17 protein-coding genes are annotated in these 20251 nt (G+C 74.0%); 9 read left to right on the top strand and 8 right to left on the bottom strand.

The features are described 5' to 3' along the window. Positions 1-13 precede the first annotated feature (13 nt). Entirely contained in the window at positions 14-1426 is a 1413-nt protein-coding gene (locus ACFV0O_RS00665; RefSeq protein WP_380334325.1) for a hypothetical protein, read from the bottom strand. 114 nt (positions 1427-1540) lie between these two features. Between ACFV0O_RS00665 and ACFV0O_RS00660 the strand changes: the two genes are divergently transcribed. Continuing rightward, positions 1541-2740: a molybdopterin-dependent oxidoreductase gene (locus ACFV0O_RS00660; protein WP_380334322.1), complete on the top strand. Its 1200-nt coding sequence runs from the start codon at positions 1541-1543 to the stop codon at positions 2738-2740. Further along, positions 2737-3213, top strand: coding sequence for a hypothetical protein (locus ACFV0O_RS00655; RefSeq protein ID WP_380334319.1), 477 nt, complete (start codon positions 2737-2739; stop codon positions 3211-3213). The genes ACFV0O_RS00660 and ACFV0O_RS00655 overlap by 4 nt, the downstream gene beginning before the upstream one ends. On the opposite strand, the gene ACFV0O_RS00650 is transcribed toward ACFV0O_RS00655, so the two are convergent. From ACFV0O_RS00650 to ACFV0O_RS00640, 3 genes are all read right to left on the bottom strand, one after another. Continuing rightward, positions 3179-4036 (bottom strand): S-methyl-5'-thioadenosine phosphorylase, encoded by an 858-nt coding sequence (locus ACFV0O_RS00650; protein ID WP_380334316.1) that lies wholly within the window; start codon positions 4034-4036, stop codon positions 3179-3181. The genes ACFV0O_RS00655 and ACFV0O_RS00650 overlap by 35 nt on opposite strands. Before the next feature lie 525 nt (positions 4037-4561). Further along, positions 4562-5557: a hypothetical protein gene (locus ACFV0O_RS00645; RefSeq protein WP_380334313.1), complete on the bottom strand. Its 996-nt coding sequence runs from the start codon at positions 5555-5557 to the stop codon at positions 4562-4564. Next, a complete protein-coding gene (locus ACFV0O_RS00640; protein ID WP_380334310.1) occupies positions 5554-6447 on the bottom strand; it encodes an ABC transporter ATP-binding protein in 894 nt (297 codons plus the stop codon). Before ACFV0O_RS00640 ends, ACFV0O_RS00645 begins: the two co-directional genes overlap by 4 nt. 202 nt (positions 6448-6649) lie before the next feature. On the opposite strand from ACFV0O_RS00640, the gene ACFV0O_RS00635 reads away from it, so the two are divergent. Beyond that, positions 6650-7891 (top strand): sensor histidine kinase, encoded by a 1242-nt coding sequence (locus tag ACFV0O_RS00635; protein WP_380334307.1) that lies wholly within the window; start codon positions 6650-6652, stop codon positions 7889-7891. Then, positions 7888-8580 carry a response regulator gene (locus ACFV0O_RS00630; protein ID WP_380334305.1) on the top strand — a complete coding sequence of 231 codons (693 nt, stop codon included), beginning with the start codon at positions 7888-7890 and terminating at the stop codon, positions 8578-8580. The genes ACFV0O_RS00635 and ACFV0O_RS00630 overlap by 4 nt, the downstream gene beginning before the upstream one ends. Before the next feature lie 246 nt (positions 8581-8826). Here the strand turns inward: ACFV0O_RS00630 and ACFV0O_RS00625 are convergent, their stop codons facing one another. Genes ACFV0O_RS00625 through ACFV0O_RS00610 form a run of 4 tightly spaced genes read right to left on the bottom strand, consistent with a single transcriptional unit; the run spans position 8827 to position 13710 of the window. Beyond that, positions 8827-10311: an ABC transporter ATP-binding protein gene (locus ACFV0O_RS00625; protein ID WP_380334302.1), complete on the bottom strand. Its 1485-nt coding sequence runs from the start codon at positions 10309-10311 to the stop codon at positions 8827-8829. Then, positions 10308-11159 carry an ABC transporter permease subunit gene (locus tag ACFV0O_RS00620; protein ID WP_380334299.1) on the bottom strand — a complete coding sequence of 284 codons (852 nt, stop codon included), beginning with the start codon at positions 11157-11159 and terminating at the stop codon, positions 10308-10310. Before ACFV0O_RS00620 ends, ACFV0O_RS00625 begins: the two co-directional genes overlap by 4 nt. Next, positions 11156-12154 carry an ABC transporter permease gene (locus tag ACFV0O_RS00615; RefSeq protein ID WP_380334296.1) on the bottom strand — a complete coding sequence of 333 codons (999 nt, stop codon included), beginning with the start codon at positions 12152-12154 and terminating at the stop codon, positions 11156-11158. Before ACFV0O_RS00615 ends, ACFV0O_RS00620 begins: the two co-directional genes overlap by 4 nt. Further along, on the bottom strand, positions 12151-13710 hold the full coding sequence (locus ACFV0O_RS00610; protein ID WP_380334293.1) for an ABC transporter substrate-binding protein: 1560 nt from the start codon (positions 13708-13710) through the stop codon (positions 12151-12153). Before ACFV0O_RS00610 ends, ACFV0O_RS00615 begins: the two co-directional genes overlap by 4 nt. 380 nt (positions 13711-14090) lie before the next feature. Between ACFV0O_RS00610 and ACFV0O_RS00605 the strand changes: the two genes are divergently transcribed. The 5 genes from ACFV0O_RS00605 (at position 14091) to ACFV0O_RS00585 (ending at position 20109) form a co-directional block, all read left to right on the top strand. Beyond that, positions 14091-15080, top strand: coding sequence for a TauD/TfdA family dioxygenase (locus ACFV0O_RS00605; RefSeq protein ID WP_380334291.1), 990 nt, complete (start codon positions 14091-14093; stop codon positions 15078-15080). A 63-nt stretch (positions 15081-15143) separates the two neighbouring features. Then, on the top strand, positions 15144-16133 hold the full coding sequence (locus ACFV0O_RS00600; RefSeq protein WP_380334289.1) for an ornithine cyclodeaminase family protein: 990 nt from the start codon (positions 15144-15146) through the stop codon (positions 16131-16133). Further along, entirely contained in the window at positions 16124-17461 is a 1338-nt protein-coding gene (locus ACFV0O_RS00595) for a Y4yA family PLP-dependent enzyme (RefSeq protein ID WP_380334286.1), read from the top strand. The genes ACFV0O_RS00600 and ACFV0O_RS00595 overlap by 10 nt, the downstream gene beginning before the upstream one ends. A gap of 73 nt (positions 17462-17534) precedes the next feature. After that, a complete protein-coding gene (locus tag ACFV0O_RS00590) occupies positions 17535-18566 on the top strand; it encodes a cysteine synthase family protein (protein ID WP_380334283.1) in 1032 nt (343 codons plus the stop codon). 37 nt (positions 18567-18603) lie between these two features. Then, a complete protein-coding gene (locus tag ACFV0O_RS00585; RefSeq protein WP_380335356.1) occupies positions 18604-20109 on the top strand; it encodes an MATE family efflux transporter in 1506 nt (501 codons plus the stop codon). The last annotated feature ends 142 nt before the right edge of the window (positions 20110-20251 follow it).

Genomic DNA, 20251 nt, shown 5'->3' with positions numbered 1-20251 from the left:
CGTCAGACTTCCGTCACTTCTCGCCGAACGCCACCACGGCCACCCGCCCCGCACGACGCTGCCGCAGCAGCGGGACCAGGAGGACGACGCACAGCGCCGTGCCGTAGGCCAGTTGCTGCGCCACCTGACCACCCGTCAGGTAGAGCGCCTGCCCGGCGGCCGGGACGGCCAGCCACTCCCAGCGACCGTCGAGGGCGACCAGCGCGACCAGCAGCAGCCCGTACCACGGGTAGGCGGGCGCGACCAGCAGCAGTGCCGTGCCCGTCACCAGGAGCGCGCCGGCCCACGGCCGGTCCCGGTCGCCCCGGCGGAGCACCCGGACCACCACCACCGCGAGCACCAGCGCCGCCGCCCACGGCAGGAGGCGGTCGGGCAGCACCAGCCGCAGCAGTCCGAACCGGTCGATGTGCCCCTGCTCGTAGCCCTCCTCCCGCAGGTAGCCCGGCAGGTAGCCCAGCACCGAAGTGCCCGAGGCCACGACGTACGGGAGGTAGGAGAGGGCGAAGGCGCCGAGGGCGGAGCCGAGCAGCAGCACGTCGGCGCGGGTCGGGCGCCGGGACAGCAGGCCCGACAGGGCGCCGGGCAGGGCCAGGGCCGGCAGCAGTTTGGCCGCGACCGCGCCGCCCAGCAGGACGCCCGCGCGGACCGCCCGCCCCGGCTCGGACCACCCCCGTACCGCCCGCCCCCGCGTCTCCCGCGCCCGTACCGCCCGCCCCCGCCGGGACCGTCCCCGTACCGCGCAGCCCAGCGCGGCGACCGTCAGCAGTGCGCCGAGCGTGTCGACGTGCGCGTCGTTGACGGCCCACACCGTCACGCCGGGGAACCACCCCCACAGCGCGGCGCGCCACGCCTCCCGCCCCGTCACCAGCAGGAGTCCGGTGACCGCCAGCGCCAGCACCGCACCGCCGGCCTGCACCGCGCGGACCCCGCCGCCGAACGGGTGCACGGCGAGGAACCAGGCCTGCGCGACCGGCGGGTAGATGGTGTGCACGGCCGGCCGGTTGATGCGGGTGCAGTCCCCGGCCCCGGTGCGCCGCTCGTCCCAGCCGGCGCAGCCGTCCCCCACCGGGAAGAGCCCGGGATCGCGCAGCCCCGCCAGCGCCGGATCGTCCGGGGTCCGGGCGTAGGGCGAGATCCCGGCCGCCTGGACCCGGCCGTCCCAGACGTAGCGGTAGGCGTCGTCGCTGGTTCGCGGCGGCGCCAGCAGACCGACGGCGGCCACGGCGACGCCACCGGCCAGGACCAGCGGCACGACCTGCGCCCGGGGCACCCTGCGCAGCAGCTGCACCGCGACGGCGAAGAGGGCGGTGTCGAGGAGGTACCAGCAGGCGAGCGGGAGGACGCCGCCGTGGGCGACGGTCAGCGCCAGGGCGGTGACCAGGGCGGCGAGGGCGAGGAGACAGCGCAGGACGGTCCGGGAGATCACGTCGCCCACCCTCCCACCGGCCGGCCCCCGTACCCGGGGCAGCGAGGCCGCCGTTCGAAATCGGTAAGCACGTCGGAGCACCGCAGGAACGCGCCCGGGCGCTTCGATGGAGAGGTGGAAACCGATCCCGCCGACTCCGGCGCCCCCGTCCGTCGCCGCCGCCGCTACGACCCGTCGCTGCCCGCGCCCCCGGCGTTCCTGCGGCGCGGGCCGTTGCGCGAGGGCGCGTTCACCTCACCGCTGCACGAGCCGCGGACCGTGGTCGTCGTCGGCCGCTGGCTGGGCCTGGCCGTCCTGCTCTGCTTCCTGACCGGCCTCACCAGCCACCTGCTCCAGGACCCGCCCGGCTGGCTCGCCCCGCACCTGCCCGCACGGCCGGTGAACGGTTACCGGGTCACCCAGGGCCTGCACGTGATCAGCGGTCTGGCCGCGATCCCCCTGGTCGGCGCGAAACTCTGGGCGGTCTATCCGCGGCTCTTCGAGTGGCCGCCGGCGCGCAGCGTGCTGCACGCCCTGGAGCGGATCGGCATCGCCGTCCTCGTCGCGGCCGTCCTGCTGGAGCTGTTCACCGGTCTGCTGAACACCCTGCAGTGGTACCCGTGGCCGTTCCCGTTCCGGCAGACCCACTTCTGGCTCGGCTGGCTGGCGACCGGCGGACTGCTGGTCCACCTGTCCGTCAAGGCGCCGCTCATCGCCGCGCACTGGTGGCGCCGGGCCGCTCCGGCCCTGGCGCAGCGCCGCGCGTTCCTCGCGGCGACCACCGCCGCCGTCGGCACCGTCACCCTCGTCACGGCCGGACAGAGCGTGCCCTGGCTGCGGGCCCTGGACCTGCTGGCCCCGCGCCGCCCCGACATCGGCCCGCAGGGCCTTCCGGTGAACCGCACCGCCGCCCAGGCCGGCACGATCACGGTGCCCGCCGGCTGGCGGCTGCGGGTGGACGGGCCTCGGCCGTACGAGCTCACCCTCACCGAGCTCGGTGAACTCCCCCAGTACGAGGTGGAGTTGCCCATCGCCTGCGTGGAGGGCTGGAGCGCCACCGCCCGGTGGGGCGGGGTCCGGGTCTCCGACCTGCTGCTGCGCGCCGGAGCCCCGGCCGGCTCCTCCGCCCGGATCACCTCGCTGGAGGCCGAAGGCCCCTACCGGGTGATGGAGATGCCCGCGCAGTACGTCGACGATCCGCTCAGTCTGCTCGCCCTGCGCGTCAACGGTGAGGTGCTGACGGCGGATCACGGGTTCCCGGCGCGGATCATCGCGCCGAACCGGCCCGGTGTCCTGCAGACCAAGTGGGTCACCCGGATCGAGGTGACGGCATGACCGTCGTGATCCGTGGTCTGCTGCTGGCGGCCGGCGCGGCCCTGATCGGCTACGGCCTGTCCGGGCTGCTCGGCGACCCGTACATCACCGACCCGCTGGACGTCCTGGTCTGGGCGGTCGGAGGGCTCGTGATCCACGACGGACTGTGGGCGCCGCTGCTGTGCCTGCTGGGCGCGTTCCTGGTGCGCGGGCCGGTGCTGCGCGGCTGGCTGGTCGTCGCGGCGGCCGTCACCGCCGTCGGCCTGCCGGCCGTCCTGCGCGCGGGCGACGACGGCGGCAACCCGACCGTCCTGCCGCTGCCCTACCTCCGCAACTGGCTGCTGGTGCTGGCCGCCACCGCCGTCCTCGCGCTGCTGGTCGCGCTCGTCGGGCGGTGGCGGCGCCGGGATCGATCCGTCAGGCACCGGGGTGGTGCCGTCAGGCGCCGGGGTCGTGCCGTCAGGCGCCGGGCACCCCGGGAAGACCGGTCGTGAGGCCGTCCAGGGCGTGCGGGCAGGCGCACCCGCGCACGAGGGGCAGCCGCTCCAGCGCCTTGAACAGCACCGTGCGCAGCCGGTCGACGTTGCGGGCGAACTCCTTCAGCACCTCGCCGTGGGTGACGCCCTCACCGCTCTCGACGCCCGCGTCGAGGTCGGTGACCAGGGCCATCGAGGTGTAGCAGAGCCCGAGTTCACGGGCCAGGACGGCCTCCGGGTGCCCGGTCATGCCGACCACCGACCAGCCGTTGGCGGTGAACCAGCGGGACTCGGCGCGGGTGGAGAAGCGCGGGCCCTCGATCACCACCAGCGTGCCGCCGTCGACCGGCTCCCAGGCCGCCTCCCGGGCGGCCTCCATCGCCACGCGCCGCCCCTGCGGGCAGTACGGGTCGGCCATCGACACGTGCACCACCTCCGGCACCGTGCCGTCCGGCAGCGGCAGGCCGTCGTAGAAGGTCTGCGGGCGTCCGGAGGTCCGGTCGACGAACTGGTCGGGCACCAGCAGGGTGCCCGGCCCGTACTCCGGGCGCAGCCCGCCGACCGCGCAGGGTGCCAGCACCTGCCGCACGCCCAGGGAGTGCAACGCCCACAGGTTCGCGCGGTAGTTGATCCGGTGCGGCGGGAGCCGGTGGCCACGCCCGTGCCGCGGCACGAAGGCGACCCGGCGGCCGACCACCTCACCCACGAACAGCGCGTCGCTCGGCTCGCCGTACGGGGTGTCCACCCGCACCTCGGTCACGTCGTCCAGCAGCTCGTAGAGGCCGGAGCCGCCGATCACGCCCACCTCGGCGCTCGGCAGGACGTTCTGGTCGGCCGTCATCGCGGTCCACCTCTCTTCTCGGGAACAACCTTCCGGCCACTGTAGGAACGGACCGCGCCGGAACCAGGACACCGGGCCTTACGAATCGCGAACGTCACGTCACGCTGCGAACGCGGCACCCGGGCCGGCGGACCCGCCCGCCGGCACGAACGCCTGCCTCTGGGAATCGCCACCGTCAGCACGGCCGGTCGAAACGCGTCCCCGGGCCGGCGGTCAGGCTGTGTTCGGGTCCCGCACGTCAGCCTCGGTCGCATGACGACCGCCGCTGAACGGCACACGGCGACGCCCGACGCCGGCCCCTCGGTGTCGGTCTGATCAACACTTCATTGATCTTCACCGCCGTGCCCGCCGTCGTCCTGGGCCTGCAGCTCAGGACCAGGCCTGCACACCGTTCGCGTACTGGCTCACGGTCGTGGTGCCGAGCGTGACCGGCACCCTGTACACGGACATCCTCACCGACAGCCGGGGGCCTGGCTCAGGACCCGGTCCGGGACCGGAGCCGGCCCAGGACCGGGCGGAGCCGGGTCAGGTCGTCCGGCGTCGGATCCGGAAGAAGCAGAAGCCCGAGAGCGCCGCGGTCATGGCGGTGTAGAGCGCTGCCTCGATGAGCTGGAAGGGCCAGTAGCGGGTGTTCGGCTGGTAGGTGGCGGTCACGTGGAGGTCCTGTCCGGCCAGGCAGGCGATCGTCCCGTCGAACCGGCCCGGCATCAGGCAGGTGTCGATCTTCTCCGCGCCGGGTGGCTGTCCGGCCGAGTCGAGCGCGTGGCCCGAGGAGAGGACCCAGGCGTCCGGGAGGGAGATGCCGCCGATCGCGAGCGACGAGCCGTTCCGGACGATGCCGTCGGCGTGGCTCAGCGTCGCCGTGTCGAGCCGGATGTCCGCGGTGCGCGGTGGGAGGTAGTTCGGCCGGAGGGCGGTCGGGACGGCGAACTGCACGGCCGCGAACACCGCCAGGGTCAGGCCCATGGCGGCGACCGGTCGTCGCAGCAGCAGGCCGGCGGCGGCTCCCAGGGCGAAGGCGAAGGCCGCGTAGGAGAGCGGGACGATGCCGCGTGCGCCGAAGACCGGCGCGGAGAACCGGGCGGCCTCGACCGTGTCGTACCGGCTCGCGCTCCAGGACATCAGCAGGTCGAGCAGTCCCGTCAGGGCGACCGCACCGAGGCCGACGACCAGCAGCTTCACCGTCAGCCAGCGGGTCCGGGTGACGCTCTGGTGCCAGGCCAGCCGATGCGTTCCGGCTGCCAGCTCCCCGCTGATCAACGGCGCTCCCCAGAAGACGCCGAGCAGGCCGGGGACGGTCATCAGGGCGACGTCCGTGAGCGTGACGACGGTGGAGTACGTGTCCTCGAAGCCGGAGACGAGGCCGGGCGCACAGCCCGTGGCGATGCATCCCGCCAGGCTGCGGTCGTAGTCACCGCGGATGTTCAGTCCGAGCAGCAGGAGGTAGACGGCGGCTGCGCCGAGAGCGATCGCGCCGGCGATCGCCTGGGTGCGGAACTGGCGCCAGGTCACCCAGATCATCGGAGGCCCTCCAGGTCATGCGGGTTGTGCGCCTGCCGGTCCCGGGCCAGGTACGCGAGGACGAGGTCTTCGAGGTCGAGGCGCTCGGCTGCCCAGTGCCCCTCGGGGAGCGGTGCGGTGGTCCTGACGACGAACGAGCTCCTGTCGTCGGCGTGGTGCTCCTGCACGACCGACAGGGACGCGGGAAGTGCGGAGGCCGGACGGCGCGGGCCGACGATCCGGTAGTGCTCGGCGATCAGTTCCTCGCACGGTCCGGCCAGTTGGACCCGGCCTCCGGAGATCAGGAGCAGGTGGTCGCAGACCCGTTCGAGGTCGGTGATCACGTGGGAGGACAGGACGACGGTCCGGTCTTCCCGTTCCCCGGCGAACTCCGTCAGGCCGTGCAGGAAGGAGCGCCGGGCCAGCGGGTCGAGGGCGGCCACCGGCTCGTCCAGCAGCAGCAGTTCGGGCTGCTTCGCGGTGGCGAGAGTCAGTGCCAGTTGGGCGCGTTGGCCGCCGGACAGCCTGCCGGCCTTCTGCTGCGGATCGAGGCCGAGCTGTGCGATCCGGCGGTGCGCGGCGTCCTGGTCCCAGCCGGGGTTCATGCGGGCGCCGAAGCGCAGGTGGTCGGCGATCGACAATCCGGCGTAGACCGGGGTGTCCTGGGCGACGAAGCCGACCCTGGCCAGCTGTCCGGGGCCGTCCGCGGGCCGGCTACCGAGGACGCGAATGGTTCCGGTGGTGGGGCGCAGTTGGCCGCAGGCCAGGTTCAGCAGGGTGGACTTGCCGGCGCCGTTGGGGCCGACCAGTCCCACCACCCGTCCCGGCGGGATCGACAGGGTGCATTCCGTCAGGGCCCACCGGCCCCGGTACCGCTTGCCCAGCCCGTGGGCCTCGATGACGGCGGTCATGGTCCTCCTCCGATCACGGGTAGCCCGTGAGTGATCCGCCGCGGTGTGCCGCGGCGACGGCTCCCACCGTGCCGTCGGAGGGACGACGACGGCGTCGGGCCCGAGGACAGACCTCGACGCGCCCGACTGGCCTCAGGTACACCTCTCCACGTCAGTCCCCAGACCGACGCGGGGCCTCGGCCCCGGTGGCTACATTGCGATCATGGAGTCTCTTCGACCGCCCCTGCTCAAGCGGCTGAGCACGCGGCACCGGGTCGTGATCGACTGCGCCGCCGCCGTACTGGCGATGGCCGGTTCCACCTTGCTCTGGCAGGGCTCGGCCGACCTGGGCGGGCTGAACCCGGTGGACGTCCTGGTCGCCGTGCTCGCCCTGCTGGCGGTGGCGTTCCGCCGACGCTGGCCGCGTGCCGTGCTCGCGGCGGTCGTGACCGCCGGAGCCGTGGCCACCTTCGCGCGCGGGGGGCCGGTGCCGCTGGTGGCGGTCGCCTTCGTGATGTACGTGGTCCCCCAGCGGTCCCCGCGTCGCCAGGCGCTCCGGGTGCTCGCCGCGACCTTGCTGGTGATGGTGCCGGCCGCCGGGCTCACCGGATTCCTCGACCTGCCGTACGGTCCGCCCACCCGGCACAGCCCCGCGCTGGTCGTCGAGAGCGCGCTGCTCGTCACGGTGGCGTGGACCATCGGCTACGCGGTGCAGCAGCAGAGACTCTACGCCGACAGCCTGCGCACCCGGGCGGAGCAGCGCGTACAGGAGCAGCTGGCCGGGGCCCGTCGCGCCGCCGGTGAGGAACGCCTGCGGATAGCGAGGGAGTTGCACGACGTGGTGGCCCACACGATGAGCGTGATCGCGGTGCAGGCAGGGGTCGCGAACCACGTCGCCGCCGAGCGTCCGGAGGAGGCGCGGCGCGCGCTGTCGTCCATCGAGGAGACCAGCCGCGGGGCGCTGCGCGAGATGCGGGCGATGCTCGGGATCCTCAGGGGCGAGGAGGGCAGCGGGCATCCGGGCCGAGGTGGTGCCGGGACGGCCCCCGCACCGGGGCTGGCGGATCTCGCTGCGCTGGTGGGGCGGGCCGCCGAGGCGGGCGTCCAGGTGGCTCTGGAGGTTCGCGGTGAGCGGCCGGAGCTGTCTCCCGGCCTGGACCTGGCCGCCTTCAGGGTCGTCCAGGAGGCGGTCACCAATGTGATCAAGCACGCGGCGGTGGAGCGGTGCCGGGTGGCCGTCACGTACCGCCCTGATGCGGTGATGCTGGAGGTGACGGACGACGGCGTCGGTACTGACGAAGGATCCGGGCAAGGCGCCTCCCGGCCGGTGGCCGCCCACGGAATCGTCGGCATGCGTGAGCGGGTCGGCATGTACGGCGGCGAGTTCCGCGCCGGGCCGAGGCCGGGACGCGGCTTCCAGGTCTCTGCCCGGTTCCCGTTCCCCACGACCGGGGGCTCGCTGTGATCCGCGTGCTGGTCGCCGACGACCAGGCGCTGGTCCGTGGCAGCTTCCGCGTCCTCGTGGACACCGCACCCGATCTGACCGCCGTCGGCGAGGCCGAGTCGGGTGAGGAGGCCGTCGAACTCGCCCGGCGCGAGAAGCCCGACGTCGTCCTGATGGACATCAGGATGCCGGGCCTGGACGGCATCGAGGCGACCCGGCGGATCACCGCCGACCCGACGCTCTCCGGTGTCAGGGTGCTGATCCTGACCACCTTCGACATCGACGAGTACGTCTTCGCCGCCCTCCACGCGGGCGCGAGCGGCTTCCTGCTCAAGGACACCCGGCCGGCCGACCTGCTGGCGGCGATCCGCGTCATCGCGGCGGGTGACGCCCTCCTCGCCCCGGGCGTCACCCGCCGCCTCGTCGAGGAGTTCACCCGTCGCCCCGAGGCGCCCGGCCGACCCTCCGCCGCGCTGGCCGGGACGACGGAACGGGAGCGGGAAGTCCTCACGCTGGTCGGCCTCGGCCTGTCGAACACCGAGATCGCCGCCCACCTGCACGTCAGCCTGTCCACCGCCAAGACCCACGTCGGGCGGCTGCTCATGAAACTCGGCGCCCGCGACCGGGCCCAACTCGTCATCGCCGCCTACGACGCCCGCCTGGTCCACCCGGCACCGGCAGCCGAGACACCTCGCACCGGCGCCGACTGACGATGTACGGACCCGGCCGGCTCGGCGGCGGACTCGGTACCGGTGCGGGCCGTGCCGCAGCCGCCCGTCGGCGATCGGGGACCGGTCCGCCCCGGCCCGGGGCGCCGGAGGCGGGTCGTCGCGGTGGGCGCGGCGGCCGACGACGGCGGGTGGCCGCCGCGCCCCGTCGCGAGCGGGTCCGGTCCGGTCGGCGTCGGGTCCGGTCGGCGTCGGGTCCGGTCGGCGTCGGGTCCGGTCGGCGTCGGGTCAACGGATGCTGTCCGCGGGGTGCCGGGCCGTGAGCGGGGCGGGCCGGGGGCCCGCGAGGGGCAGGACGCGGTCGGCGTGTGCGCCGACGAGCGGAAGGTCGTGGCTGACGAGGACGACCGCCAGGCTGCGGCTGGTGCGCAGGCCTTCGAGGAGGCGCATGAGTGCGGCGGCGGTGTCGGTGTCGAGGGCGGAGGTGACCTCGTCGCAGAGCAGGACGTCGGGTTCGGCGGCGAGGGCGCGGGCCAGGGAGACGCGCTGGCGCTGACCGCCGGAGAGTTCGTGGGGCCGGCGGGTCGCGTAGTGCGGGGGCAGGCCGACAGCGGTGAGCAGCTCGGCGACCCGCTCCTCGCACCGGGCTGTCGGGAGGGCGAAGTGCACCTTCAGCGGCCGGATGAGGGTGGCGGCGACGGTGTGGGCGGGGTTGAGGGCGCCGAGCGGGTTCTGGGGGACGAGCTGGATGCGGCGGCGCTGGTCGCGGGTACGGCGCCGGAAGGACGAGGCGAGGGGTTCGCCGTGGAGGGTGATGCTTCCGGACTCCGGCCGGTGGAGGCCGGCCAGGGTCCGCAGGAGGGTGGTCTTGCCGCATCCGGACGGGCCGGTGATCCCGGTCAGCGTGCCGGGCGTCAGGTCGAGGTCGACGGCGGTGAGGACGCGGTGGCGGGTGCGGCCCGTGCCGATGCCGGCGGTGAGCGCCCGCACCTCGACGACGGGCGACGCCGTGGAAACGCGGGTGCGGACGCGCGCGGTCGGCACCGGCGGCCCGGGAGCGGCCGGGGACGCATCCGTGGCCGGGTCCGGGTCCGTGGCCGGGTGGTCGGGCCACAGGGCGACGGCGTCGTCGGCGCAGCGGGCGACGAAGTCGGGGTCGTGGCTGGTGAGGGCGATGGCGAGGTCCTCGCAGTCGGCGAGGTCGCGCAGGAGCTCGGCGATGTCGTCGCGCAGGGCGGCGTCGAGGCCGGCGGTGGGTTCGTCGAGGAGGAGGATCTCCGGGCGGCGGGCGAGGGCCCGGGCGAGGGCGACGCGCCGCTGCTGGCCGCCGGACAGACCTGCGGGGCGGCGGCGTTCGAGGTCTTCGCCGGCGGAGAGGCGGACCGCGCGCAGGAGCTCCGCGACGGGGGTCCTGCGGCGGTCGGGGGCGGTCTCGGTGATGAGCCGTTCGACGCGCATCCGGGGGTTCAGGCCGGAGCCGGGGTCCTGGCCGACGAAGGCGAGCCGGTGACGGCGGAGGCGGCGGAGGTCCTCGGGCGGGAGGGCCAGGATGTCGTGGCCGAGGACCTCGATGCTCCCGGCGGAGACGCGGGCGCCCGGGGGCAGGGCGCCGGCGAGGGCGCGCAGCAGGGTGGTCTTGCCGGCGCCGGACGGTCCGGTGATGGCGGTGATCCGACCCGGAGTGAGGGTGAGGCTCGCGTCCGTGAGCAGCGGGGCGTCCCGGAGGGTGACGGACAGTGCGGTGGCGCGGGCGGCGGGGACGGTGGTGCTCACAGCGGGGTCTCCGGGGTGGGCCGGGCGGGGGCGAGGGCTTCGGCGGCGAGGTTCACGCTGATGGCGAGCAGGCCGACGGCCAGGCACGGCGCGCCGACGGCCCAGGGGTTGAGGGTGATGCCGGCGGCGTTCTCCCGGATCATCAACGCCCAGTCGGCTTCGGGTGGTTGGGGGCCGAGCTGGAGGAAGGCGGCGACCGAGACGATGTAGACGCCTTCGACGAAGCGCAGGCCGAACAGGGCGAGGATCGTGGAGCGCAGGTTGGGCAGCACCTCATGGACCATCAGGTGCCACAGCCGTTCGCCGCCCGCGGCCGCGGCTTCGATGTAGCCGGTGGCGGCGACGGGGGCGGCTGCCGCGGCGACGATCCGTACGGCGTAGGGGATGCCGAGGAGGGTGGCCGCGGCTGCGACGGCGAGGCGTCCGCCGGCGGGCCAGGCCAGGGCGATGAGCATGATGGCGAGGACCGAGGGCAGGAGGATCGTCAGGTCGGCGGCTCGTTCGATCCACCGCCCGATTGCGGGGCGCAGGACGGCGAGGATGCCGATGGCGGTGGCGGTCGCGGTGACGACGACGGCGATGGCCAGGGCCGTGGCGATCAGGGGTGCGCCGCCGGTCAGCAGGCGGCTGAGGACGTCGCGGCCGAGCTGGTCGCCGCCGAGTGCGGCGCCGTCGCCGGGTTCGGCGTAGGGGAAGGTGACAGGTGTGTCGATGGGGTGGGGGGCGAGAAGGGGGCCGGCCAGGGCGAGGACGACGAGCGCGAGTGCGGGAGCGGCGCGGAGGAGTACGCGTCCGGTGCGGCGGGTGGCGGGTGCGGGGGCCGCTGCGGTCGGGGCGTCGGCGGTCATCGGCGCTCTTCTCCGAGGGTGGTGGTGCGGACGAGGTCGGCGATCAGCAGGAGCAGGCTGATGGCGGCGCCGGCCGCGGCGACGACTCCGGCGACGAGCGGGGTGTCGCGGTCGGTGATGGCACCGGCCAGGATGGCGCCGATACCGGGGTAGTTGAAGAGGGTCTCGACGACGACGGTGCCGCCCAGGAGCATGCCGGCGGAGGTGGCGATGCCGACGGCGATGGCGGGCAGGGCGCCCGGGAGCATGTGGTGGCCGAGGATGCGTCGGCGCGGCAGGCCGTCGAGGATCGCGGCCTGGACGTGCGGCAGGGCGGACTGGTCGGCGAGTGCGCCGCGCACGATGCGGGTGTTCCAGCCGATCTGGGGGATCGCCAGGGAGAGCAGCGGCAGGACGGTCATCGTCCACGATTCGGGTCTGCCGTCGGGGCCGGTGAGGGTGACGGCGGGCAGCCAGCCGGTCCACTGGGACAGCAGCAGAAGGAGGGCGACGGAGACGACGAACTCCGGCAGGGCGAACGCTGCGGTGGACAGGGCGTCGATGGCGCGGTCGGTGCGCCCGCCCGGGCGCAGGGTGGCCCAGCTCCCGAGGGCGAGCGCGCCGACGGCGCTGAGGGCGAGTGCGAGGGTGCCGAGCAGGAGGGTGTTGGGGAAGGGGCCGGCCAGGACGTCGGTGACGTGCCGGCCGCGTGCGGTGGTGCCGAGGTCGCCGGTGGGCAGGCCGGTCATCCAGTCCAGGAACCGCTCGGCGACCGGGCGGTCGAGTCCGAGGGCGGTGCGGCGGGCGGCGAGGTCGGCGGCGGTGACGCCCCGGTCCGAGGTGGCGCCGGCGGCGTCGCCCGGCAGGAGCTCGATGGCGGCGAAGACGCCGGCGAGCAGGACGACGAGCATCACCAGGCGCCGGGCCGCCTGCCGGGCGACCCGGCCCGCACCGGGGAGGATGCGGGCCGGGAGGCCGTGCGGCGCGCGGGCGCCGGCCGGTTGGAGCGTGGTCAACGCGCCAGCCAGGTCTTGTCGAGCTGGACGCGGCCGTAGCCGGGGAGCTTGGGCAGGTCGCGCACGGCGGCCCCGGCGAGGTCGATGCCGTCGGCCATGCCCCACAGCAGGTAGCCGGACGTGGCGAACTCGATCTCCTGGAGCCGGTGCAGCAGCTTGCCGCGCTCGGCGGCGTCCGCGGTGCCCATGGCCGTGCGGTAGGCCTCGTCGAAGGCGGGGTCCTTGAAGGCGGACTCGTTCTGGCCGGCGTCCGAGAGCATCGTCTTGGAGGCGAAGAAGACCACGGAGTCGTTGGTGCCCCAATACGTCGTGTAGAGCGGGGCCTTGAGCCAGGTGGCGTCCCAGAAGACCTTGGAGTCCTGCTTCACGACGTTGATCTTCACGCCGGCCTCGCGGACCTGGGTGGCGAACAGGGTCGCCGACTCGGCCAGACCGGAGATGTCCTCGGTGGTGATCAGGTCGTAGGTCCGGGAGGTGTCGAATCCGGCGTCCGCGAGGAGTTGCTTGGCCCTGGCGAGGTCGCGCTTGCGCTGGGGGATGTCCTTGGCGAAGGCGGGGTCGCCGGTGCCGAGGATGTCGTTGGCGACGCTGCCGTAGCCGGAGAGGACCTGCTTGACCATGGCGTCGCGGTCGACCGCGAGCTTGAGGGCCTCGCGGACGCGAGGGTCGGCGAACGGGCCGTCGGCGGTGCGCATGACGATGGGCATCGCCATGTCGTTGGGGCGGCGCAGGATCCGGACGTCCTTGCGGGCCTCGGCGGTGCGGGCGGCGACGGCACCGACGTTGGAGGCGAGGTCGATCTGCCCGGCCAGCAGGGCGTTGGCCATGGCCTGGGGGCTCTCGAACAGCCGCACCTCGACGGCGTCGAGGAGGACCTTGCCGCCGTACCAGGTGTCGTTGCGGACCAGGCGGGCGTTGCCGTCGCGGTACCAGTCGAGCTTGAACGGGCCGGTGCCGGGGGCGCCCGCGATCGCGTCGTCCTTGGTGTCCTTCTTGAGGACGAAGGTGGTCAGGCGGGTCAGCAGCGGCAGCTCGGCGTTGGGGTAGTCGGAGACCAGGACGACGGTCTTCGCATCCTCGGCCCTGATGCCCTCGGGCTGGATGCCGGGCAGGCGGCTCTTGCCGGACGGGGTGTTGCGCAGGCGCTGCAGCGACCAGACGACGTCGTCGGCGGTGACGGGGGTGCCGTCGTGGAAGGCGGCGCCGTCGGCGATGGTGAAGCGCCAGGTCTTCAGGTCCTCCGAGGGCTTCCAGGAGGCGGCCAGGCGCGGGGCGGTGTTGGTCGTGTCGCCGGGTATCGCGAGCGTGTCGTAGATCAGGCTGATGATCAGGTAGTCGCTCTCGTTGGCCTGCGTGCCGTGCGGGTCGCGGGTGATCGCGGAGGCCTTGCCGAGGGCGCCGACCTTCAGCGTCCCTCCGGCACGGGGCTGCGAGGGCGCCGCACCCGAGGGTGCCGCGTCCTTGGATCCGCCCGTACCGCTGCTGCAGGCGGCGAGCGCGCCGGCCGCCCCGATACCGGCACCGGCCCACAGCAGCTGTCGTCTGGTGACGCCCACGTTCGTTCCTCGATTCGGGTTGAGCTCGATTTACTTAGGTTTACCTATCCTAATTTCGAGACCGGACGCAAGCCGCCCCGCGGAGCGCGCCCGCCATCCAGCCGTGCGCCCCCGAGCCTCAAATCAGCTTCCGAGCAGGGAAATTGACCCTGCGCCTCGCGTGCGCCGCCTCACGGAACCGAGACTACGTACATGTAGACACATGGCTTGGTAAGGCTTGCCTTACCTCGAAGTCGTTGTTACGTTTCCTGTCGTCCGGCCGTTCGAGCCGCCCCGGACCCCACCTCGTCACGCGCTGCTCCCGTCCGCCGTCCGCACCGGCGCGGTGATGCCGCGTGTCCGCACGCCTCTCCCCGTCCCTGTCCCCGGAAGGCCCCGCCGTGCCCACCTGCCCTGCCCCGGTACGCCGTCTCGACACTGCCGCCGCCGCGGAACTGACCACCACCGCCGCCCGGCTGCTGAAATTCCACGGTTCGGCGACCAGCCCCGGCCTGCCGGCCGACCTGCCCGTCATGTGCGCCCAGCTCAGCAGCGAACTCCGGGACGCGCTGCGCCCGGTGGACACCGCCGACGGCCTGTTCGTGCTGCGCGGCCTGCGCCCGGACGACACCGAACTCGGCCCGACGCCCGGCCACTGGTCGACCGTCGGCGACGCCGGCGCGCTGTGGGACGTGGTCCTGCTGCTGGTCTCCACGCTGATGGGCACCCCGATCGCCTGGGACGGCCAGCAGGACGGCCGGTTCGTCCACAACATCGTTCCCTCCCCCGGCCACGAGAGCGAACAGACCGGCGCCTCCAGCTCCGTGCTGCTCACCCCGCACACCGAGGACGCCTTCCACCCCGGCCGCGCCCACCTGCTGCTGCTGTGCTGCATGCGCAACCACGACGACATCGCCACCACCGCGGCCAGCGTGCGCCTGACCGAACTCGCGCAGGACGACCTGGAACAGCTGAAGCGGCCCGTCGCGCCGATCCTGCCCGACGACGCCTACGAGCAGGCCCGGAAGTTCGCCGGCCGCCCCGCGCCGGTGCCCACCCTCTTCGACTCGCCCGAGGGCCTGACCATGCGCTACGACCCCGCCTACACCCCGCTGGAGGAGACGGACGAGCAGTGGCGGGAGGCGTACGGCCGCCTCGGGCAGGAGCTCGCCCGGGTGTCGGTCGCGGTGAGCCTGGAGCCCGGCGACGTCCTGGTCGTCGACAACGACCTCGTCGTCCACGGCCGCGTCCCGTTCCGGGCCCGCTACGACGGCACCGACCGCTGGCTCAAGCGCGCCTCCGTCCGGGTGGAGGACCGCCCCACCCGCCCCGGCGCCGAACACGACGAGCACGGCTACGGCCAGGCCGCCCTCACCGCCTGGGCCGCCTGACCCTCCGCCCGCCCCCGCCCCCGCCTTCCAGACACCGCCTCAGCCATCCGAAAGGGCACCCACGTGGACCGGGACGACACCACCCTGCGCGTACTCTCCACCAGCGACCTCGCCGGCCTGGACATCACCCTGACCGACGTCGTCGACACCGTCGAACAGGCCTACCGCACCCTGGCCGCGGGCCGGTCCGACAACCCGCGCAAACTCACCGTCAAGCCCGCCGACGGGCACTCCGTCTCCTACGCCATGCTCGCCCGCGACGGAGCCCGGAACGTCGTCGCCATCAAGACCTCGTACAAGCACGGCCTCGACAAGGGCCGCGACGAGCAGCACTACTACACGACGCTGACCGTCTACGACGACGTCACCGGCCTGCCCGTCGCCATGATGGACTGCTCCCGCATCGGCTCCCTGCGCACCCCGGCCGTCTCCGCCCTGCTGGCCCGCGAGTGCGCCACCCCCGACGCGTCCACCGCGCTGGTGATCGGCACCGGCACCCAGGGCCGCCTCGCCCTGCCGTTCCTGCTCACCACCCTGCCCGGGCTGGAGCGCCTGCTGCTGTCCGGCACCCACCCCGACGGCATCGCCGCCGTCCGGCAACAACTGGAGCGCCACTTCCCCGGCCGTGAGCTGGAGTTGGTCACCGACCTCAAGGCGGCCGCACGCGACGCCGACGTCATCGTCGCCACCGCCGGAGGCCACACCCCCGCCGCCGTCGAGGCCGACTGGCTCAAGCCCGGCGCGACCGCGATCCTCGTCGGCCACGGCCTCGCCCCCTCCACGCTGCACCGCGCCGACCGGGTCATCGCCACCAGCGAGGCCCAGATGCGCGTCACCGGCACCGACATGGCCGACGCCGACGGCAACCTGCCCGCCGTCGACCTGGAACTACCCGTCGTCATCTCCGGCGTCTTCAAAGCCCGTACCGCACCCGACCAGCGGATCTTCGCCTACAACAGCGGACTGGTCGTCACCGACACAGCCCTCGGCCACCGCTTCGCCCAGCTCGCCGCCGAACAGGGCCTGGGCACCGAGGTCGCACTGTGGCGCTGACCCTGCCCGCCCACCCCGACCCCCTCGCCGAGCGCATCCACGCCAGCGGACTGCTCCGGGAACTCGTCCACGGCCTCGGCGGAGGGTTCCACTACCTGCTGCCCGAACGCTTCGACACCAACCTCGCCGCGTTCCGCACCGCACTCGCCGACGCCGGAGTGGACGGCGCGGTGTACTTCGCGAAGAAGGCCAACAAGGCCGCCGCGTTCGTCGAACGCTGCGCCCACACGGGCGCCGGCGTGGACGTGGCCAGCCCGGGCGAGCTGCGCGAAGCACTCGGCCACGGCGTGCGCGGCGAGGACCTCGTCGTCACCGGGCCCGCCAAGGCCGACGCCCTGCTGCGCGTCGCAGCCCTCCAGGGCGCGCTGATCGCCGTCGACTCCCTCGACGAACTGGAGCGCGTCCTGCACCTGGACACCCGCGGACCGGTCCGCGTCCTGCTGCGCCGCCTCCCGCCCGCCCAGCCCAAGAGCCGCTTCGGCCTCGACGACGACCAGCTCGACGCCGCGCTGCTGCGCTGCGCCTCGGCGGGTGAGCGGGTCCGGATGGAGGGCTTCAGCTTCCACCTGTCCGGCTACGAGGTGCAGCCCCGCGCCGACCTCGCCGGCGAGCTCGTCGAACTGTGCCTCAAGGCACGGGTCCTGGGCCTGCGGGCCGACCGGATCAGCATCGGCGGCGGCTTCGCCGTCGACTACGTGCCCGCCGGCGCCTGGGAGACGTTCCTCGCCGAACAGGGCCCCGACGACTACCACGCCCGCAAGGTCTTCACCGCGGACGACTTCTACCCCTACCACTCACCCGTCGCGGGCGCCGACGCCCTGCGCGCGATCCTCGCCGCCCGACCGGGCGGAACCGGCGACCCGCTGGCCCAACGGCTGCGGGAGGCAGGCGTGATGCTGCTGCTGGAGCCCGGCCGGGCCCTGCTGGCCGGCGCCGGGTCCACGGTGTTCACCGTCCAGGGCGTCAAGGACCGTGCCGGCTACGGGATCCTCACCGTCGACGGCACCAGCCTGAGCCTGTCCGAACAGTGGTTCAACAGCGAGTACCTGCCCGAGCCGCTCCTCCTCCCACACTCCCCCGGCCGCGACGCCGAGGAGTTCCGGGCGTGCGTGGGCGGCGCCAGCTGCCTCGACTCCGACCTGCTCACCTGGCGCAAGATCTCCTTCCCCACCCGGCCCCGCCCCGGCGACCTCCTCGTCTACCCCAACACCGCCGGCTACCAGATGGACTCCAACGAGTCCCCCTTCCACGAACTCCCGCTGCCGCCGAAGGTCGTCATCGACCACCCGGCCGGCAGCCCCCGCCCGCGCTGGCACCTCGACCGCTGACCCCGTTTCGCCGTCACCGCCCCGCCGTCACCGCCCCGCCGTCCCCGCCCCGCCGTCCCCACGGAGCCCCCTCATGACCGACGCCCTGACCCGCCCCCCGGTGGTCAGCCGGATATCCGACCTCATCGGCTACACCCCGCTGTTCGAACTCGCCCGCGCCGACAACGGCGCCCGCCTCCTGCTGAAGCTGGAGATGTTCAACCCCACCGGCAGCGCCAAGATCCGCATGGCCCGCCAGATGGTCCTCGACGCCGAACAGCGCGGGCAGCTGCGTGAAGGCGGCCACATCATCGAGTCCACCTCCGGCAACACCGGCCTCGGACTCGCCGTCGTCGCCGCCGAACGCGGCTACCGCTTCACCGCCGTCGTCGACAACCACGCCGCCGCCGACAAGCTGCGCAGCATGAAGGCGATGGGCACCGAACTCGTCCACGTCGATGCCGACACCGACGGCGAGGAGCTCCACACCGCCGCCCGCGAGGAACTCGCCGAGAAGATGGCCCGCGGCAAGGACAACACCTTCTTCACCGAGCAGCACAACAACCCCGGCAACGCCGTCGGCTACCACGCCGTCGGCCGGGAGATCGCCCAAGCCCTCGACAACCGCGTCGACGTGCTGATCGGCGCCGTCGGCACCGGCGGCGGCCTGTGCGGCACCGCCCGCGAGCTCAAGAAGTACGTGCCCGGCGTCGCGGTCGTCGGCGTCGAACCGAAGGGCTCCATCGCCTTCGGGCCGCCCGCCCACGACTACTACCAGTCCGGCACCGGCACCCCCGAGGGCGCCACCATCGGCCTGCTCGTCGACTACGACCTCATCGACGAGGGCGTCAAGGTCGGCGACGTCGAGGCCTTCGCCACCGCCCGCGTCGTCGCCCGCCGCACCGGCCTGCTCATCGGCGGCTCCGCCGGCGGCGTGGTCCACGAGGCCCTGGCCCGCCTGACGACCCTGCCGCCGGACGCCGTTATGGTCGCGTTCGTCAACGACGGCGGCGAGAAGTACCTGGACACCGTCTTCGACGACGACTGGATGACCACCCGCGACCTCCTCGACGAGACCGTCGAGGACGCCGTCGACGAGGCCCTCTCCAAGCTCCGCAGGCCCTGAACCCAAGAGACGTGACAACCGAGACGTGACAACCGCCATGCAGCAGCTGACCACCCTGGCGCGCGACAGCCGCGCCCTCGCCGCCCTCGCCGTCCCGCTCGCCCTCACCCAGCTCGCCCAGGTCGCCCTCACCACCACCGACACCGTCATGATGGGCGTCCTGGGCACCGAGGCACTGGCCGCCGGCGGCCTCGCCCTGGTCATCTTCAACCAGCTCCGCACCATGGGCGTCGGGCTGGTCACCTCCGTCGGCAACCAGGTGGCGGCCGCGGCAGCCCGCGCCGAACGGACCGCCGACGAGGCGCCCGAGGAGGCGTCCGACACTGCTCCGGCCGTTGCTGCTGTCCCGGCCGTTGCTGCTTCGGCCGTCGCCGTCCCGGCCGTCGCGGGCGAGGACGGCGACGAGGTGCGCGGCCTGGTCCGCGCCGCGATGGCGGTCGCCACCCTCGCCGGCCTGGCCGGCGCCGTCCTGATGGTCCTCATCGGCCAGGCCGCCACCTGGCTCGGACAGGACGCCGCCGTCGCCCACCGCGCCCAGGGCATGCTCTCCGCCCTCGCCCCCGGCCTGCTGCCCTGCCTCTGGTTCCAGGCCGTCCGCCAGTTCACCGTCGGCATGCGCCGCCCCCAGGCCCTCCTGCGGATCACCCTCGCCTCCGTCGCCGTCAACGCCGCCCTCAACTGGGTGTTCATCCACGGCACCTGGGGCCTGCCGAAGCTCGGCCTCACCGGCATCGGCGTCGCCACCAGCAGCGTCCACCTGCTCTCCTTCCTCGCCCTCTACGCCTCCGCCCGCCGCGACCACCAGCTCGCACCGCTGCTGGCCCTGGACCTCTGGCGCACCGACGCCGCGACCGTCCGCCGCCTGCTCGGCCTCGGCACCCCCATCGCCGCCACCTACGGCTCCGAAGCCGGATTCTTCTCCGTCACCGCCCTGCTCGCCGGCAGCTTCGGCCCGGCCGCGCTCGCCGCCCACACCGCCGTCAACCAGCTCGTCTACATCGTCTTCCAGGTCGCCGTCGGCCTCTCCCACGCCGCCTCCATCAACGTCAGCCGCGAACTCGCCCTCGGCGAGTACGCGGCCGCACGCCGCATCAGGAACACCGCGCTCGCCTGCGGCGCCGTCGTCACCACCCTGGTCGGCACCGTCTACCTCACCGTCCCCGACCTCGTCCTGCGCCCCTACTTCGACCCGGACTCGCTCGCCGACCGGCAGGGCCTGCACATCGCCACCGGCCTGCTCGTCGTCGTCGCCGTCCTCCAGCTCTTCGACTGCGCACAGAACATCGGCGTCGGCCTGCTGCGCGGCCTCGACGACACCGGGAGCGGCTTCCGCATCACCCTCGTCGGCTACTGGGCCGTCGGCCTGCCCGCCGCCTGGCTCCTCGCCTACCCCCTCGGCGGCGACACCCGCGGGCTCTGGCTCGGCCTCCTCCTCGGCCTCGCCACCACCGCGGTCCTCCTGCTGCGCCGCTACGACCTCGCCCTCACCGCCAAGGCCGCCACGGCCGCCACGGCGCCCCGGACGGTGGCCGCCGGCGCCTGACAGCCCGCCGGCGGTGGCGGAGCAGCGGCGGGCGGCCGGGCTCCGGGCCCCACCACCCGAGGCCGACCGGCCCGCGCCCCTGACGTCGGCGGGGGGGCCGGCGCCCCGCGGGGGGCGCGCCGGCGGGCGCGCGGGGGGGGCG

Origin of the sequence: Kitasatospora sp. NPDC059577, from assembly GCF_042735475.1 — a bacterium.
GTDB lineage: Bacteria > Actinomycetota > Actinomycetes > Streptomycetales > Streptomycetaceae > Kitasatospora.
Note: the sequence above shows the minus strand (reverse complement) of the source record. Positions and strands in the feature narration are given on the sequence as shown.

Bases quoted from the DNA above. Each gene is read 5' to 3' on its own strand.
- ACFV0O_RS00650 (WP_380334316.1), bottom strand. From the start codon at position 4,036: ATGACGGCCGACCAGAACGTCCTGCCGAGCGCCGAGGTGGGCGTGATC.
- ACFV0O_RS00645 (WP_380334313.1), bottom strand. From the start codon at position 5,557: ATGATCTGGGTGACCTGGCGCCAGTTCCGCACCCAGGCGATCGCCGGC.
- ACFV0O_RS00640 (WP_380334310.1), bottom strand. From the start codon at position 6,447: ATGACCGCCGTCATCGAGGCCCACGGGCTGGGCAAGCGGTACCGGGGC.
- ACFV0O_RS00635 (WP_380334307.1), top strand. From the start codon at position 6,650: ATGGAGTCTCTTCGACCGCCCCTGCTCAAGCGGCTGAGCACGCGGCAC.
- ACFV0O_RS00655 (WP_380334319.1), top strand. From the start codon at position 2,737: ATGACCGTCGTGATCCGTGGTCTGCTGCTGGCGGCCGGCGCGGCCCTG.
- ACFV0O_RS00590 (WP_380334283.1), top strand. From the start codon at position 17,535: ATGACCGACGCCCTGACCCGCCCCCCGGTGGTCAGCCGGATATCCGAC.
- ACFV0O_RS00620 (WP_380334299.1), bottom strand. From the start codon at position 11,159: ATGACCGCCGACGCCCCGACCGCAGCGGCCCCCGCACCCGCCACCCGC.
- ACFV0O_RS00585 (WP_380335356.1), top strand. From the start codon at position 18,604: ATGCAGCAGCTGACCACCCTGGCGCGCGACAGCCGCGCCCTCGCCGCC.